Here is a 15,826-nt window from a genome sequence, read left to right on the forward strand (position 1 = left end):
GATCGCGGCCGGCACTAGCGTTTGCGATACACCCAGACGCGCGCCGGCGGAAGGTTCATCCAGATCCGCTCGGAGGCCTCTGTGGACACGCCGGGCAGCGATTTGGGGATCGGCGGCGCCACCGAATAGGTGAACTGCACGAAGGGCGCGTTCGGCGACATTGCCGCGAACGCATCGCGGATCAGCTTGAGGCGCGTCAGCATCGGCTTGGTGACAAGTGGCAGGCCGGAGACGACGGCGGAGGCGGGCTCTTTCAGCACATCCCACAGCGTATCGCGCAATGTGTAGGCGTCGCCCTGAACGATCGTCGCCTGCGGGTAGCGCTCGCGCAACAGCGCGCAAAAGGTGGGATTGAATTCGACGAGCAGCAGACGTTTCTGGTCCACCCCGTGCGCAACCAGCGCAGACGTGATCGCGCCGGTGCCGGGCCCAAGTTCGATGACCGGACCGGTCGCGTCATTGTCGACATATTGCGCCATGGTGCGGGCAAGAGCTTTGCCCGATGGCATTACCGCACCCATATGCAGCGGCTTATCGATCCACGAACGGAGGAAGCGGACCTCGTCGTCGAGACGGAGCGGCTTCTTCAACGTACGCGCGGACGAGTGCAGAGGCATGTCGCTTCCAGGCAGACCGCGGAACGGCGGAACGTCAGAATTTCGTCATAAAGAGGTATAGGCAACAATAGAAACGGTCAAGCTTCCAACGTCAGGAGCCCGCCCGCGTTCCGAAGAAGTCCTTGACCTTAGTGAAGAAACCCGCGGCTTCAGGTTGCGTTGCACCCGAAGATAATTTCTCGAATTCGGCCAGCAGCTCCTGCTGCTTTTTCGTCAGGTTCTGCGGCGTTTCCACGACGACCTGGACATACATGTCGCCGGTCTGGCGCGAGCGCAGCACCGGCATGCCCTTCGACGAAACGCGGAAGCGGCGCCCGGACTGGGTGCCCGAGGGAACCTTGACCTTGTTGCGCCCGCCTTCGATGGTCGGCACTTCGAATTCGCCGCCCAGCGCCGCGGTCACCATCGAGATCGGCACCCGGCAATGCAGGTCCGCGCCATCGCGCTGGAAGAAGTCGTGCGAGGCCAGCGATAGGAAAATATAGAGATCGCCCGAGGGGCCACCACGCGCGCCGGCTTCGCCTTCATTGGCGAGACGAATGCGGGTGCCGTCCTCGACGCCCGCCGGAATGTTGACCGAGAGCGTGCGTTCGCGCTCGACGCGGCCGGCACCGGAACAGCTCGGGCACGGATCCTCTATCATCTGACCGCGGCCCTGACAGCTCGGGCAGGTCCTTTCCAGCGTGAAGAAGCCCTGGGCCTGGCGGACGCGGCCAGCACCGCCACAGGTCGAACAGGCCTTTGGCTTGGTGCCAGCCTTGGCGCCGGTGCCGGAGCAGGCTTCACAGGTCACCGCGACCGGAATCTCGATCTGTGCGGTCTTGCCGGAGTAAGCCTCCTCCAGCGTGATTTCCATGTTGTAGCGAAGATCTGCCCCGCGCTCGCGGCCGCCGCTGCGACCACCGCCGCGCTGTCCGGCCATGCCGAACAGGTCTTCAAAAATGTCGGAGAAAGATGAGGCGAAGCCGGATCCGAAGCCTGCACCGCCGCCGCCATGGCCCTGCTCGAAGGCGGCGTGGCCGTAACGATCATAGGCGGCGCGCTTGTCGCCGTCCTTGAGCACGTCATAGGCCTCGGCAATCTCCTTGAAACGCGACTCGGCGGTGGCATCGCCGGGGTTCTTGTCCGGATGCCACTTCATCGCCAACTTGCGGAACGCGCTCTTCAGCCCCGCATCATCGGTGCTGCGTTCGACTTCCAGAGACTCGTAGTAGCAGCGCTTGGTGGTGGACATCCGTCAGATCCGCCCGAAATTGGTCCTCATCCCGAGGAGCATCCCAGAAGAACGCATCGATGAAGATGCTACTCCCGTACTAACAAAACTTGCCTAACAAGACCCGCCTGACAAAAAACAACCCTCATCCTTCGAGACGCGCACCGCGCTACTCAGGATGAGGGTCATCGTTCCGCTCGCCTATCAGGCCGACTTCTTCGGCTTGTCGTCATCGACTTCCGTGAATTCGGCGTCGACCACGTCATCCTTCTCGGCATCGCGCTTGGCGTCAGCCTCGGCCTGCTGGGTGTACATCGCTTCGCCGAGCTTCATCGAAGCCTGCGCCAGCGTGTTGGTCTTGGCCTTGATCGCCTCGGCATCATCACCCTTCAGAGCTTCCTTCAGGTCGCTCATGGCATCCTCGATAGCGCGGCGCTCGGTCTCACCGACCTTGTCGCCATGCTCGCTCAGAGCCTTCTCGGTCGAATGCACGAGGGCATCGCCGTGGTTCTTGGCATCGACAGCTTCACGACGCTTCTTGTCCTCGGCAGCGTTGGCTTCGGCGTCCTTGACCATCTTCTGGATGTCGGACTCGGACAGACCGCCAGATGCCTGGATCCGGATCTGCTGTTCCTTGTTGGTCGCCTTGTCCTTCGCCGACACGTTGACGATGCCGTTGGCGTCGATGTCGAAGGTCACCTCGACCTGCGGCATGCCGCGCGGAGCCGGCGGAATGCCCATCAGGTCGAACTGGCCGAGCGGCTTGTTGTCGGCCGCCATTTCGCGCTCACCCTGGAAGACCCGGATGGTGACGGCGTTCTGGTTGTCCTCGGCCGTCGAGAACACCTGGCTCTTCTTGGTCGGGATCGTGGTATTGCGCTCGATGATGCGGGTGAACACGCCACCCAGCGTCTCGATGCCCAGCGACAGCGGAGTCACGTCGAGCAGCAGCACGTCCTTGACGTCGCCCTGCAGCACGCCCGCCTGAATGGCGGCGCCGATGGCCACGACTTCATCCGGGTTGACGCCCTTGTGGGGCTCCTTGCCGAAGAACTGCTTCACGACTTCCTGGATCTTGGGCATGCGGATCATGCCGCCGACCAGAACCACCTCGCCGATTTCACCGGCGGTGAGGCCGGCGTCCTTGAGCGCCTTGCGGCAAGGCTCGATGGTCTTCTGCACGAGATCGTCGACCAGCGCTTCGAACTTGGCGCGGGTCAGCTTCAGCGTCAGATGCTTCGGACCGGAGGCATCCGCCGTGATGAACGGCAGGTTGATTTCGGTCTGGGTCGTCGACGACAGCTCAATCTTCGCCTTTTCAGCAGCTTCCTTCAGACGCTGCAGCGCCAGCTTGTCGTTGCGCAGGTCGATGCCCTGCTCTTTCTTGAACTCGTCGGCGAGGTAGCCGACCAGACGCATGTCGAAGTCTTCACCGCCGAGGAACGTATCGCCGTTGGTGGACTTCACTTCGAACACGCCGTCGCCGATCTCGAGGATCGAGACGTCGAAGGTGCCGCCGCCGAGATCGTACACCGCGATGGTGCCGGATTTCGACTTGTCGAGGCCGTAAGCGAGCGCAGCAGCAGTCGGCTCGTTGATGATGCGCAGCACTTCGAGGCCAGCGATCTTGCCGGCATCCTTGGTGGCCTGACGCTGGGCGTCGTTGAAGTAGGCGGGCACGGTGATGACGGCCTGCTCGACCTTTTGGCCGAGGTGAGCCTCCGCGGTCTCCTTCATCTTCTGCAGCGTGAAGGCGGAGATCTGCGAGGGCGAATAGGTTTTACCGTCGACTTCGACCCAGGCGTCGCCATTGCCACCCTTGGCAATCTTGTAGGGGACGAGCTTCTTGTCCTTCTCGACGGTCGGATCGTCATAGCGGCGGCCGATCAGGCGCTTCACCGCGAAAATGGTGCGCTCGGGATTGGTAACTGCCTGGCGCTTGGCCGGCTGGCCGACGAGGCGCTCGCCATCATCGGTAAAAGCCACGATGGACGGCGTGGTCCGCATACCTTCCGCGTTCTCGATGACCTTCGGCGTTTTGCCATCCATGACGGCGACGCAGGAATTCGTCGTACCGAGGTCGATACCGATGACCTTTCCCATGCTCTCATATCCTTTTTCTGCGGCAGGTTGGCTGGGCCCTGACGGCACCCCGCTCCCAACCCCCAAACATCAACTATTCGCGATATTGCGACGGTAGGCCTCATATAGGAGGGGGGGTGGTGGCCGCAAGGCATCTGGCACACTCCAGACCCATGAAAACACGACCGATGCGCGAAATTAATATTTGGTGAAACAGACCCTTGGCGGTGTTTCGCCAATACGCGACGGATGGGCGCGGACGGCGCCGGGAACGGATTTATGGCTTGATCTGTTGGCGGAACAGGGCAACCGTGAACGCCCTTTCCGGCCGGTCGTGTGATGGCCAATGCCGGAACCCCGCACCATCGAACAGCCTCAATACAAACCCAGTAGATTTTTCATGAAACATGCTGCGCCCCTGTTCGCTTTGACCATGCTGACGGCCATTTCGGTCGCCCACCGCCCCGCTTTGGCGGCTGACCCCGTCTTCCCGCCGGGTGTCCGTGTGGGTCTGGCCCCACTGGTCGGCCTCGCCCCGGCAAAGACCTTTGTTGGCTTCGAGACCTCCGATCAGGGCGTCAAGGTGCTCATGACCGAACTGCCAGCCGCCGCTTTCAACGAGGTTGAGACCGCGTTCAAGGCCAATCCGGCTGGTATGGCCGCGAAGCCCGAGAGCATCGAGACCACGGCCGGAAAGGCCTTCTACACGATCGAGAACGCCAAGGACGCGACCGGCAATGTCAGGCGCTATTCGATGATCGTCGGCGGCGGGACCTTCTCCGGCTATGTCGCCGTGCAGGTCCCGGAAAACGCCCAAAAGATCTATACCGACGACGCGGTGCGCCAGATGCTCGCATCGGCCGTGGTGCGCAAGGAAGTACCGCTGGCCGAGCAGCTCGGCCTGATGCCGTTCAAGGTCGCCGAAATGAGCGACTTCAAGACGGTTCGCACGCTCGCGCCGGGCGCCGCTTTGTTGCTGGCCGACTCGACTGACGAGAACAGCATCGAAACGAGCCCTTTCATGGTGATCGGCAGCCTGGCCTCGGCGCCGGAAAAGGCCGAAGATCGCGGCCGCTTTGCCCAGCAGGCAGCAGGCACGATTCCGGGCCTGCGCGAAGGGCGCATCACCATGTCGGAGCCGCAGCGGATCGACGGTATGCCCGGCTATGAGACGCGCATCGACGCTGTTAGCGGCAAGAACAACACGCCGGTCAGCGTGGTACAGTGGCTGCGCTTCGGCGGTGGCAAAATCACCATGCGCATTATTGCAAGCGCACCGCGCGATGATTGGGCCAAAGCATTTCCGCGCTTCCGCGCCGTGCGCGACGGTATCGAGCCGCGCTGACGCAGCACGTAACACAACATCGGCTTCAGGGCTCATGGCTTCGCGTAAGAAGCGTCACCTTGTTGATGGTGGCCACGACGCGAAAATCCTCTAACAGATCGGCGACGTCGGGATGCGCTTTTAGCCATTCCGAGCCGCTGCCGGTGAGATCATCCACCAGCATCAGGGTCGGTGGTCTTTTCTTGATATCCTCGATCAGCATCGTGCGCTCACGCGCGGCATAGGCCTCGAGCAGTCGGTCTTGTGCAGGACTTACTCCGCCTCTGCTGCGCAGGGCGGCGTGATAGGCGGCGACCCACAGGCCTTGCTGCCGTGAAACCCATGTGCCGCCGACCGCGCGCACAAGAGGATGCCCGATGCCCGGCTCGGCGGAGATAGCAAGAATGACAGGACGCGGTCCCAGTTGCGCGATTTTCTCCTGCAGTGGGCGCGCATCGAAGGCGACGTCGAACCATAACATGGAGCGCATGAACAGGAGCGCCAGCAGGACGACCGCGCCGACGCCGAACAGACGATCCGTCCTGGTGACCGATAGATAGGTCATACGCGCATAGCCAAAAGCAAGCAGTGCGAGCGCAATCATTGGGTATGAATGGTAAGGCCAGCCTTTGCCCTGCAAAACAAAACCAGCGGCAAAGCCGGCCGAGGTCACCAGTAGCAAAACGAACGGACCATCGACGCCGACGCGCCGTTTGAGCACCACAGCCGCGAGCAGCGCGGTGGCCCACAGTGCCACTGCCGGCTTTTCCAGCAGCATCATGACCGGCTGCTGCACCTGAAGATAAACATCGCGAACCATCGGCCCGATTACCGTTAGGAATTCCGGAAACAGCACAATGACGACGGCGGCGTAGAGCGCCAGCGCGACGGCGAGCGCCAGATATTCCGGCCGCAGCAGGACGCGCCACGATAACCGCGTGGAGACAGCCTCCGCGACCAGCGCGCCGAGCAGGGCGATCGCGAAATAGGGCTTGAACGACAGCGCAATCGCCGCGCCGATGCCGGCTGCGATGGCCGCGGGCCATGATGGTGCGCTGTGCTTTACGCGGCCCGCCAATACAGCCAGCATCGGCAGCATGGCGATCAGCGCAATATGTTCGCGCTGACCGAAAGTCTGCGTCGGCAGCACGGCCAGCAGTGCAACTGCCAGCAGCGCCAGCGGCCAGCCTTGCGCGACACTGAGAACCGACGCGCGCGACAGAATGCGGGCGCTGAGCAGCAGCGACATGGCGACGCCGATGAAGACCAGCGCATCGGTCACGCGCTCCGCAGCCAGCCCAAGTGCGCGGGCGATGGCGATCCCCGGCAGATAGGCCAGGACGGCCATCGGCGGATTGGTCTCGATGATATCGATATAGAGGCGCTGACCGTCGAGTACGCGCTCGCCGACAGTCAGAAGCCAGCTTACATCCGTATTGGCCGCGAGAATGTGACGCAGCACAATCGCCACGATCAGCAGTGCGACGACGGCGAGCCACGGAAGGATGCGGCTTCGCTGCAGCGTCCGCCCGGGCAGAACAGTACTTGCGGTTTCGCCCGGCGTGGTGGCGCGCATCACGGCATCCTCTTCAGGATGTCGATGCCGTCGATGGTCTGCACCAGGGCATAGGGCTTCAGGAGCTGCGCCAGCTCCGGATCAGCTTGCGCCCAAGCGCTCCAGTCGGCTTCGCGATCGTCAATCAGCACCACATCCGGCGGCATCTTGCGAATATCATCGACCAACCCATTTCGCTCAGCCGCCAGATACGCATCGAAACGTGCTGATGTTGCAGCGTCGATCGTCCGCTCCAGACGAGCGCGGCGGACGATCTCCCGGATCGACAGCGCCTCCTGACGTGACACCCAGACACCGCCAACATTGCGCACGAGCGGATGTGCAATCGTCGCCGCCCCACCCAACATGATGATCTTCGGACGCTGCAGTCCAAGCTTTACCACAGCATCTTGAAGTGCACGCACATCGACGCTGGCCTTGAACCAGAAGCAGGCACTCACGAGGAGCGCCACAGCGGCGACCGACGAACCGACCTGCAAGCGCGGCCCATGCTGCCGTGCGCGATCGATCGTTGCGACGGCATAACCAAACGCCATCAGCGCCAGCGCCACCATCGGGTAGGCGTGATAGTTATAACCCCTGCTTTGAACGAAATAGGACATCGCAAAGCCAAGCGAGCTAGCCAGGAGCACGACAAGAGCCGGGTCTGCTGAACGCCGACTCTGTAACAGCAGTGTGGCGAATACGGCAACCAACCATAACGTCGTCGCACCGCCCAGCGCGAGCGCCAGCCACGACGACGTCAGCAGCCGATACACGTCGCTGGCAACAGGATAGATCACGGTGAAATAGGCGGGGAAGGCCACGTAGACCCACAGTGCATAGGCCACCACCAGTGCGCTGGCGATCCAGTTCTCCGGCGCGAAAACAATCCTCCACTGCCGTGCATTGGTCGCCGCCGCGATAACGGCTGTACCGACGCCGAACGCGAAATACGGCTTGAAGCACATAGTGATAGCAGCACTGATGCCGGCGATGACAACCACGCCAGGCGGGATTATCTCGCCATCGGCGCGGCGGATCAGGACCGCCAGCGCGGGTAACAAAAACAGCAAGGCGAGATGTTCGCGCTGGCCGAAGTCGTACATTGGCAAGATGCCGAGCAACGCGATCGCACAAACCGCCAGCGGAGCAGCGGCGACGCGCCCGGGGATGCGCGAGTTGTGCAGCAGCTGCCATGTCACCGCCATCGACCCTGCGATGAGGCCGAATACCAGCACGAGCGTCATGAGCTCGGCGCGCAATCCCAGAAGCCGTCCCAGTACCACGGCGATAATATTGACCGCCCCGGCCATCGGGGGGTTAATCTCAAGAATATCGAGATAAAGACGCTGACCATCGAGCACGCGTTCGCAGACGATCAACAACCAGCTGACATCGACATTAAACGGCAGCACCGCGCGCAGCCCGACGGCCATCGCGCAGACGAGAGCGCCGGCGATCAGCCAGATGGCCGCAAGCCGCGTCCGAGGCGTGGTCGCGCCGCCGAGTTGCAAACCGGCATCGATCATCATGCACTTATTCTTTCGGCCAATACCATCGCTACGCTAGGAGAGCTGCGTTAAAAAGCCATTGCGCGGGTCTGCGAGACACCGCCGCACCATCCATATCGAGCCGCCTTTACGGAAGCGCCTAGACCTGATTTGCTGCAGAAATTCTGACAGGAGATGTTGCGATGTTCGATAGACGTCAGCTTCTTGTGGGACTTGGTGCGCTAACAGCGGCCGGCATGGCGCCCAAGGCGCTCGAAGCGGCAGGCAAGGTCAGCCTCGATCGTACATCCGTGTTGCTGGTGATCGACGTGCAGAACTGCTTCCTGCCCGGCGGCAGCCTAGCCGTGAAGGACGGCGATAAGGTCGTGCCGATCATCAACGCCATCGCGAAGAAATTCGCCGACGTGGTGATGACGCAGGACTGGCACACGCCCGGCCATATCTCCTTCGCATCCAGCCATAGCGGCAAGAAGCCGTTTGAGACCCTTGAGGTGAAATACGGCAAGCAGGTGCTGTGGCCGGATCACTGCGTGCAGGGCACTGAAGGAGCCGCCCTCTCGAAGGATCTCGCCATCCCGCATACCGAGCTGATCCTGCGCAAGGGCTTCAACAAGGACGTCGACAGCTATTCGGCCTTCACCGAGGCCGACGGGAAGACCACCACCGGTCTCGCCGCCTATCTGAAAGCCCGCAAATTGCAGCGCGTGTTCATCGCCGGTCTCGCCACTGACTTCTGTGTCGCGTGGTCGGCGCTCGATGCGCGAAAGGCAGGTTTCGATGTCTATGTGATCGAGGACGCCTGCCGCGGCATCGACACGCAGGGCTCGCTGGCCAAAGCCTGGGCCGACATGAACAAGGCCGGCGTGAAGCGGATTCAGTCGGGCGATCTGGCGGCTTGACCCATACTCTCATTGTCATCGCCCGACTTGAGCGCACAACTGCGCGCTGGGTTCGGGCGACCCAGTAAGACCGGCGCTTGTGATCACTCACTGAGACCAGCGTGTACTGGCTCACCCGCTTTCGCGGGTGATGACAGCCAGAGGCGCTGTTACTCCGATGCAGCAGGTGCCGCCTTGGCCCCACCCTTCGATACGCCAACCAGCGCCGGGCGCAGCACGCGCTCGCCAATGGTATAACCGGCCTGCACGACCTGAACCACGGTTCCCGCAGGCACCGAGGCATCCGGCACTTCGTACATGGCTTGCTGGAAATTCGGATCGAACTTCTCGCCGGACGGATCGAACTTCTTCACGCCGTTCTTTTCCAGCGTGTTGAGCAGCGAGCGCTCGGTGAGTTCCACGCCTTCGAGCAGCGCCTTCAGGCCCGGATCGGCGGCGGCCTTGGTGTCGGCAGGCACGGCATCGAGGGCGCGCTGCAGGCTGTCGGCGATATCGAGCACTTCGCGCGCGAAATTGGCGATCGCATAGGTGCGTCCGTCGGCGACTTCCTTCTGGGTCCGTTTGCGCAGATTTTCCATCTCCGCCAGCGTGCGCAGCATCTTGTCGCGCGCGTCCGCAGCTTCCTTGGTCAGGGCCTCGACCGAATTCGGTTCCGGATCGTCCGGCATGATGTAGGGCTTGGAGACCACCGGATCGGCGGCCGCTGCCGTCTTGTCCTGATTGTCGTTCTGCCCATTGGAATCAGTCATCACGCTGCCTTCTTTAAAACACGCCAAAATGGTGGGATTGCTGAGCGGGATATCGGGGTTTGAGCGCCGAAAATCAAGCGCAACCGGCCGGATTCGGCCGATCGTCAGCCGCCGAGCATGCGGCTGACGATGCGCGCCGCGTAATCTACCATCGGGATCACCCGCGCATAGTTCAGCCGGGTCGGGCCGATGACACCGAGAACGCCGACAATATGGCCGGCGCCATCGCTGTAGGGCGCAATGATCGTGGACGAGCCGGACAGCGAGAACAGTTTGTTTTCCGAGCCGATGAAGATGCGGACACCTTCGGCCGTCTCCGCCCGACCGAGAAGGTCGATCACCTCGCGCTTGGCTTCGAGATCGTCGAACAGGAGGCGAACGCGTTCAAGATCCTCCAGCGCATGGAGATCCTCGAGCAGATTGGCCTGGCCGCGCACGATCAGCTGCCGATCGTCCTTCTCGCCACCCGACCAGCTGGCAATGCCGGCGGCAATCACCTTCTGGGTCAGTTGATCGAGCTCGATCTGGTTCTGGGTCAGTGCCGTTTCCAGTTCCAACCGGGCCTCAGCCAGCGTGCGGCCGCGAATCCGGGCATTGAGGAAGTTCGACGCCTCGTTCAGCGCCGACGACGGCACCCCCGGCGGCAGGGTCAGCACGCGGTTTTCGACCTGGCCATCCTCGGCGACCAGCACGACCAGCGCCTTTTCGGGTTCCAGACGGACGAATTCGATGTGTTTTAGCCGCACATTGGACTTGGCGGTCAGAACCACCGCCGCCGCGCGGGTTAGCCCGGACAGCTGCGTCAGCGCCTCGCCGAGCGCCGCCTCCACGGTCTGCGAGCGCCCCACCGAGGATAATTGCTGCTGGATCGACTGCCGCTCCGGCTCGGTGAGGTCACCGACCTGCATCAAGGCATCGACGAAAAACCGCAGTCCGAGTTCGGTCGGAAGCCGTCCTGCTGACGTATGCGGCGCATAGATGAGGCCGAGCTGCTCCAGGTCCGACATCACGTTGCGAACCGAGGCCGGCGACAGCGGAACCGTGATCAGGCGCGAGATGTTGCGGGAACCCACGGGTTCGCCGGTGGCGAGATAGCTCTCGACGATCTGCCGGAAGATCTCACGCGATCGCTCATTGAGCTGGGCGAGCCCGGCATGCGGCGAAATCAGGCCGATCGGATCGTGATGGACCACAGGGTACTCCTTGAGGATCTAATCTGTCGCTCCGGCGGGCCGGATACAAGCACCATTGCGGTTGTGGAACCTGCCCTGCCCTTGCCGCTGCGCTCCGTGGCCCCTAAAAGCACCGCGAACAGGCTTTCTCTGGACATTTGGAAGGATTTTCTCATGCGGCCAAGCCGTCGTGCGCCCGATGAACTGCGCGCCGTGTCGCTGGAACGCGGCGTGGTCAAATATGCCGAAGGCTCCTGCATGGTGAAATTCGGCGACACCCATGTGCTGGTAACCGCCACGCTGGAAGAGCGCCTGCCGCCATGGCTCAAGGGCCAGGGCCGCGGCTGGGTCACCGCCGAATACGGCATGCTGCCCCGTGCCACGCTGGAACGCACCCGCCGCGAAGCCGCATCCGGCAAGCAGGGCGGCCGCACCGTCGAGATCCAGCGCCTGATCGGCCGCTCGCTCCGCGCTGCCGTCGACCTCGAAGCACTCGGCGAACGCCAGATTACCATCGACTGCGACGTGATCCAGGCCGACGGTGGCACCCGCACAGCGTCGATCACCGGCGCATGGGTTGCGCTGGCCGACTGCATCTCGTGGATGAAGAACCGCAACATGTTCAAGAACGGCGGCGGCAACGTGCTGCGCGACAATATCGCGGCGATTTCCTGCGGCATCTATCAGGGCACTCCAGTGCTCGATCTCGATTATGCCGAAGATTCCGAAGCCGACACTGACGCCAATTTCGTGATGACCGGCGACGGCCGCATCATCGAGGTGCAGGGCACTGCCGAGAAGACGCCGTTCACGCAGGACGAGTTCCTGAAGTTGATGGCACTGGCACAAAAGGGCGTCGGACGCCTAGTTGAACTCCAGAAAATGGCCATCGCGTGATTCCGCAAGTCATCAAGCAGGCGTAGACTCGCATCATGCATCGTCGAATCACTGGGAAGCTCGTCATCGCCACCCACAATCCCGGCAAGCTTGCCGAGATGCGCGATCTCCTGGCCCCCTACGGCATCGAGGCAGTGTCAGCAGGCGAGCTCGGTCTCGCCGAACCCGACGAGACCGGCAATACTTTCAAGGCCAATGCCGCGATCAAGGCGATTGCCGCGGCCAATGTCGCGCAATTGCCGGCCTTCGCGGATGATTCCGGCCTCGTCGTCGATGCCCTCGACGGCGCGCCCGGCATCTTCTCGGCGCGCTGGGCCGGCGAGTCCAAGGACTTCACCGGTGCGATGACGCGCGTCGAACGTCTCTTGCAGGAACGCGGGGCGACCACTCCCGACAAACGCACCGCGCATTTCGTCTCGGCACTGTGCGTAGCGTGGCCCGACGGTCATCTCGAGGAAGTCGAAGCGCATGCGCATGGCACGCTGGTCTGGCCGCCGCGCGGCACCGCCGGCTTCGGCTACGATCCGACATTCCTGCCCGATGGTCACACCCGCACCTATGGCGAAATGACCGCGGTTGAGAAGCACGGGTTGCCGCCACTCGGCGAGGGCTTGTCGCATCGCGCCAGGGCATTCGTGAAACTCGCGGAGATCTGCCTTGAACCCCGCTGACGCACAGCAAGACGCTTTCGGCGTCTATGTGCACTGGCCGTTCTGCCTGTCGAAGTGCCCGTATTGCGACTTCAACAGCCATGTCCGTCATCACGCTGTCGATGAAGTACGTTTCGCGCGCGCTTTCGCACGCGAGATCGAAACCACCGCAGCGCGCACGCCCGGCCGTACGGTGACGTCGATCTTTCTCGGCGGCGGTACGCCGTCGCTGATGCAGCCACAAACCGTCGGCGCTATTCTCGACTCGATCGGTAAATACTGGAACGTCGCCTCCGACGTCGAAGTATCACTCGAAGCCAACCCGACCTCCGTCGAAGCGACGCGCTTTCGGGGCTATCGCGAGGCCGGCGTCAACCGCGTGTCGCTCGGCGTACAGGCGCTTGACGATGCGTCGCTGAAATCACTGGGACGTTTGCATACGGCGCGCGAGGCACTCGATGCCGTGGCCATCGCGCGCAGCGCGTTCGATCGCTATTCGTTCGATCTGATCTATGCGCGCCCCGACCAAACTCCGCAGATGTGGACCGACGAACTCAAGCTCGCCATCTCGGAAGCCGCCGAACATCTGTCGCTGTATCAGCTGACCATCGAGGAAGGCACGCCGTTCTTCGGATTGCACGCCGCCGGCAAACTCAAGACACCCGACGAAGGCCTTGCCCGCACGCTTTATGACGTGACGCAGGAGGTCTGCGCGCAGCAGGGTCTGCCGTTCTACGAGATTTCCAATCACGCCCGCCCCGGCGCGGAGTGCAAACACAATCTCGTCTATTGGCGCGGTCAGGAATATGCCGGTATCGGGCCAGGCGCCCATGGCCGCCTCGACATCGACGGTGTCAGACATGCCATTGCCACCGAAAAGCGTCCGGAAGCCTGGGTGATGCGTGTGGAAGACAACGGCCACGGCGTCACATCGGATGAATTGCTCAACAGCGAAGAACGCGCCGACGAATATCTGCTGATGGGCCTGCGCCTCGCTGAGGGCATCGATCCCGCGCGCTATCAGATGCTGTCCGGCCGCGCGCTGGATGAAAAGCGCATCCAGATCCTGCGCGAAGAAGGCGCGATCGTCGTGGAAGAGAACGGCCGTCTGCGCGTGACGCAGGAGGGATTTCCCGTGCTCGATGCAGTCGTGGCCGATCTGGCGGCTTAACCCTATTCGACCGACAACCCATCGGCCTTACACGAATGTTCTCTGCTATCGGACCTTGGTAGCCACGAATCCTGTCGTAAGCTTGGGATGCATTCGCGCTGTTCGTTTGGCTTGAAGAAAGCAAGCCCGCTACGCCCGTCGAACGCGCCGAGGTAACTCCAAGTTCCAGAATTCGTGGTTCGCGTAATCGCCAGAGATTGCAACGTATCGGTCTTCACGACAAACTCATCGCCAGGGCCAAGGACCGCCACATCGTTGCCTGACAAATAGATACTCGTTCGTATCTGCGAGGACCATGAAAGTTCTTTGCTGGCAGTACCTCGCGGTGTGACTACGGACAGATAGCGGCCACTACGCGCGATCCCATCGCCCATAACGAAAAACTGCTGCAACGTTACTGTTGCATTGAGTTTCGGAATGAAAACTTCTGCGGTGGCAACAGGGATGAACTGCGCCGCAGTATACAATCCGGCAATTGTGATAGACGCCAGAATGAGCAGTAACAGAGGGGTGGAAACGACAACGATCACCGGAAGGCTAAGGGTCGCGAGTATCCCTCGATCAAACTGCAAAATAAACGAGCGCAAACGCACACGTGACATCGGCTAAAGCTCCTCGCCTACGCGCCAAAGCTCTTTGGCGAGCCCGCCACGGCCTGACCACCACCTGATGCAACCTTCATCACGGCGAGCCCGCGATCGTTGCCGCCATCGCTGCGGAACCGGAACAGGCCATCGATGCCGGCAAAGCCGGATGGATTGGTGAGCGTCTCAGGCGCGAAGCGCTGTCCCCCCTGGGTACGCGCCAAAGCCGCCACGAGCGCGACGGCATCGTAAGCAAGCGTCGCCGTGCGCACGGGATCGCCACCATATTTCGCGCGGTAGCGACCGGCGAAGGCACGAAACCCTGCGGGATCCGGCGCCGCATAGAGCCCGCCCTGCAGCGCGGCGCTGTTGAAGACGCGCGGATTGTCCCACAGGCCCGTGCCAAGCAATTGCACGTTGCGCAGATTGGCACCCGCCGCAGTCAAGGCATCAGCCGTTGCGACAACCGCGTCGCCATCGTCGGCAATGAACAACGCGTCGGCGCCGGTGAGCGATGCGGCAATGTTGCGTGCTGCGCCGGAGCGATCCGCACCATAGCGCTCAAAGGCGACGACACGGCCACCCTTGCGCGCGACGGCCTGCTTGAAAGCGACTTCAACAACATTGCCATAGGCATTCTCGGGCAGCATCGCCGCAAAGGAGCGTTTGCCCGTGCCTGCGGCGTAATCGACGATGCGATTAACGTCCGACTCAGGCAGGAAGCTGAGCAAATAGACACCACGGCCGGCGACGCTGGAATCGGTCGAGAACGCGATCACCGGCACGTTACGCGCGCGCGTGAGCTGCGCCGTTGCCGGTACCGAGAGTGCGAAGAGCGGCCCGAGAATGATTTCGGATCCTTCATCGAGCGCCTGCTGGGCGGCCTGCTGCGCGCCCTGCGCGCTACCATTATCGTCCTTGATCAGGAGTTGAATGCTGGGATTCTGGAATTCGGTGAGCGCCATTTCGGCGGCGTTCTTCATCGACTGCGCGGCGACGCCAGCATTGCCCGAAGCCGACAGCGGCAGGATCAGTCCGACTTTCGTGCCGCCGGTGCCGATGGCTTGTGACTGCTGCGCCGGTCCGGCAGGCGCTCCCGATGGCGCCGCTGGTCCGGTGCCGAATGCATTGGTCAGCGTCGATTGCACACCCGCGCAGGCCCCGAGCAGCGGCGCGCCCAGCAGCAGGCCGACAGCCGTCCGCCGTGTTGCGCCCGACGTCGCGCCCTTGGTCCCGGATTTGGGGTCGAAAGGATCCGCCATCACTTCTCTTCTTTCGGCCGCATGAGATCGGCCCGCCTCGTCACCCACTATATAGTGTGAGGCGCGGATTCAGACATATTGTCGGCGATAAGTTAACCAAAACAAAAGCTTTATGTCCGGCATACCCCGTCACCGCG

14 protein-coding genes are annotated in these 15,826 nt (G+C 62.3%); 5 read left to right on the forward strand and 9 right to left on the reverse strand.

Features of this window, described 5'->3' with window-relative positions; genetic code table 11:
• Nucleotides 1-14: 14 nt before the first annotated feature.
• The 3 genes from AB8A38_RS19275 to dnaK form a co-directional block, all read right to left on the reverse strand.
• A complete protein-coding gene (locus AB8A38_RS19275) occupies nt 15-617 on the reverse strand; it encodes a class I SAM-dependent methyltransferase (RefSeq protein ID WP_315839959.1) in 603 nt (200 codons plus the stop codon).
• A gap of 91 nt (nt 618-708) precedes the next feature.
• A complete protein-coding gene (dnaJ, locus tag AB8A38_RS19280; protein WP_439087090.1) occupies nt 709-1,851 on the reverse strand; it encodes a molecular chaperone DnaJ in 1,143 nt (380 codons plus the stop codon).
• 183 nt (nt 1,852-2,034) lie between these two features.
• Nucleotides 2,035-3,933: a molecular chaperone DnaK gene (gene dnaK, locus AB8A38_RS19285; protein WP_120287698.1), complete on the reverse strand. Its 1,899-nt coding sequence runs from the start codon at nt 3,931-3,933 to the stop codon at nt 2,035-2,037.
• Nucleotides 3,934-4,312: 379 nt separating this feature from the next.
• On the opposite strand from dnaK, the gene AB8A38_RS19290 reads away from it, so the two are divergent.
• Entirely contained in the window at nt 4,313-5,257 is a 945-nt protein-coding gene (locus tag AB8A38_RS19290; RefSeq protein ID WP_315839957.1) for a hypothetical protein, read from the forward strand.
• Nucleotides 5,258-5,282: 25 nt separating this feature from the next.
• Here AB8A38_RS19290 and AB8A38_RS19295 read toward each other — a convergent pair whose 3' ends face one another.
• Nucleotides 5,283-6,812, reverse strand: coding sequence for a hypothetical protein (locus AB8A38_RS19295; RefSeq protein ID WP_439087091.1), 1,530 nt, complete (start codon nt 6,810-6,812; stop codon nt 5,283-5,285).
• Nucleotides 6,812-8,326 (reverse strand): hypothetical protein, encoded by a 1,515-nt coding sequence (locus AB8A38_RS19300; protein WP_439087092.1) that lies wholly within the window; start codon nt 8,324-8,326, stop codon nt 6,812-6,814. The genes AB8A38_RS19295 and AB8A38_RS19300 overlap by 1 nt, the downstream gene beginning before the upstream one ends.
• Before the next feature lie 161 nt (nt 8,327-8,487).
• On the opposite strand from AB8A38_RS19300, the gene pncA reads away from it, so the two are divergent.
• The gene (pncA, locus tag AB8A38_RS19305; protein ID WP_315839954.1) at nt 8,488-9,204 is read left to right on the forward strand and encodes a bifunctional nicotinamidase/pyrazinamidase; all 717 of its coding nucleotides are present in this window, start codon (nt 8,488-8,490) and stop codon (nt 9,202-9,204) included.
• 149 nt (nt 9,205-9,353) lie between these two features.
• Here pncA and grpE read toward each other — a convergent pair whose 3' ends face one another.
• Both grpE and hrcA read right to left on the reverse strand, forming a co-directional pair.
• The gene (grpE, locus tag AB8A38_RS19310; protein WP_315839953.1) at nt 9,354-9,953 is read right to left on the reverse strand and encodes a nucleotide exchange factor GrpE; all 600 of its coding nucleotides are present in this window, start codon (nt 9,951-9,953) and stop codon (nt 9,354-9,356) included.
• Nucleotides 9,954-10,057: 104 nt separating this feature from the next.
• Complete coding sequence (gene hrcA / locus AB8A38_RS19315) at nt 10,058-11,146, reverse strand: heat-inducible transcriptional repressor HrcA (protein ID WP_315839952.1); 1,089 nt, start codon at nt 11,144-11,146, stop codon at nt 10,058-10,060.
• 153 nt (nt 11,147-11,299) lie between these two features.
• Here hrcA and rph point away from each other — a divergent pair, with 153 nt between their 5' ends.
• From rph to hemW, 3 genes are read left to right on the forward strand one after another with little or no spacing between them, the layout of a single operon-like run.
• Nucleotides 11,300-12,022 (forward strand): ribonuclease PH, encoded by a 723-nt coding sequence (rph, locus tag AB8A38_RS19320; protein ID WP_093757824.1) that lies wholly within the window; start codon nt 11,300-11,302, stop codon nt 12,020-12,022.
• Between the two features lie 35 nt (nt 12,023-12,057).
• Nucleotides 12,058-12,693: an RdgB/HAM1 family non-canonical purine NTP pyrophosphatase gene (rdgB, locus tag AB8A38_RS19325; protein ID WP_439087093.1), complete on the forward strand. Its 636-nt coding sequence runs from the start codon at nt 12,058-12,060 to the stop codon at nt 12,691-12,693.
• A complete protein-coding gene (gene hemW / locus AB8A38_RS19330) occupies nt 12,680-13,843 on the forward strand; it encodes a radical SAM family heme chaperone HemW (protein WP_439087094.1) in 1,164 nt (387 codons plus the stop codon). Before rdgB ends, hemW begins: the two co-directional genes overlap by 14 nt.
• 2 nt (nt 13,844-13,845) lie before the next feature.
• On the opposite strand, the gene AB8A38_RS19335 is transcribed toward hemW, so the two are convergent.
• Both AB8A38_RS19335 and AB8A38_RS19340 read right to left on the reverse strand, forming a co-directional pair.
• Complete coding sequence (locus AB8A38_RS19335) at nt 13,846-14,445, reverse strand: hypothetical protein (protein WP_439087095.1); 600 nt, start codon at nt 14,443-14,445, stop codon at nt 13,846-13,848.
• Between the two features lie 17 nt (nt 14,446-14,462).
• Nucleotides 14,463-15,689, reverse strand: coding sequence for a penicillin-binding protein activator (locus tag AB8A38_RS19340; RefSeq protein ID WP_439087096.1), 1,227 nt, complete (start codon nt 15,687-15,689; stop codon nt 14,463-14,465).
• Between the last annotated feature and the right edge of the window lie 137 nt (nt 15,690-15,826).

The organism is Tardiphaga sp. 839_C3_N1_4 (assembly GCF_051811045.1).
Classification (GTDB): domain Bacteria; phylum Pseudomonadota; class Alphaproteobacteria; order Rhizobiales; family Xanthobacteraceae; genus Tardiphaga.

Coding starts and splice junctions, on each gene's coding strand:
- AB8A38_RS19275 (WP_315839959.1), bottom strand. CDS start 617: ATGCCTCTGCACTCGTCCGCGCGTACGTTGAAGAAGCCGCTCCGTCTC.
- dnaJ (WP_439087090.1), bottom strand. CDS start 1,851: ATGTCCACCACCAAGCGCTGCTACTACGAGTCTCTGGAAGTCGAACGC.
- dnaK (WP_120287698.1), bottom strand. CDS start 3,933: ATGGGAAAGGTCATCGGTATCGACCTCGGTACGACGAATTCCTGCGTC.
- AB8A38_RS19290 (WP_315839957.1), top strand. CDS start 4,313: ATGAAACATGCTGCGCCCCTGTTCGCTTTGACCATGCTGACGGCCATT.
- AB8A38_RS19295 (WP_439087091.1), bottom strand. CDS start 6,812: ATGCGCGCCACCACGCCGGGCGAAACCGCAAGTACTGTTCTGCCCGGG.
- AB8A38_RS19300 (WP_439087092.1), bottom strand. CDS start 8,326: ATGATGATCGATGCCGGTTTGCAACTCGGCGGCGCGACCACGCCTCGG.
- pncA (WP_315839954.1), top strand. CDS start 8,488: ATGTTCGATAGACGTCAGCTTCTTGTGGGACTTGGTGCGCTAACAGCG.
- grpE (WP_315839953.1), bottom strand. CDS start 9,953: ATGACTGATTCCAATGGGCAGAACGACAATCAGGACAAGACGGCAGCG.
- rph (WP_093757824.1), top strand. CDS start 11,300: ATGCGGCCAAGCCGTCGTGCGCCCGATGAACTGCGCGCCGTGTCGCTG.
- rdgB (WP_439087093.1), top strand. CDS start 12,058: ATGCATCGTCGAATCACTGGGAAGCTCGTCATCGCCACCCACAATCCC.
- AB8A38_RS19335 (WP_439087095.1), bottom strand. CDS start 14,445: ATGTCACGTGTGCGTTTGCGCTCGTTTATTTTGCAGTTTGATCGAGGG.
- AB8A38_RS19340 (WP_439087096.1), bottom strand. CDS start 15,689: ATGGCGGATCCTTTCGACCCCAAATCCGGGACCAAGGGCGCGACGTCG.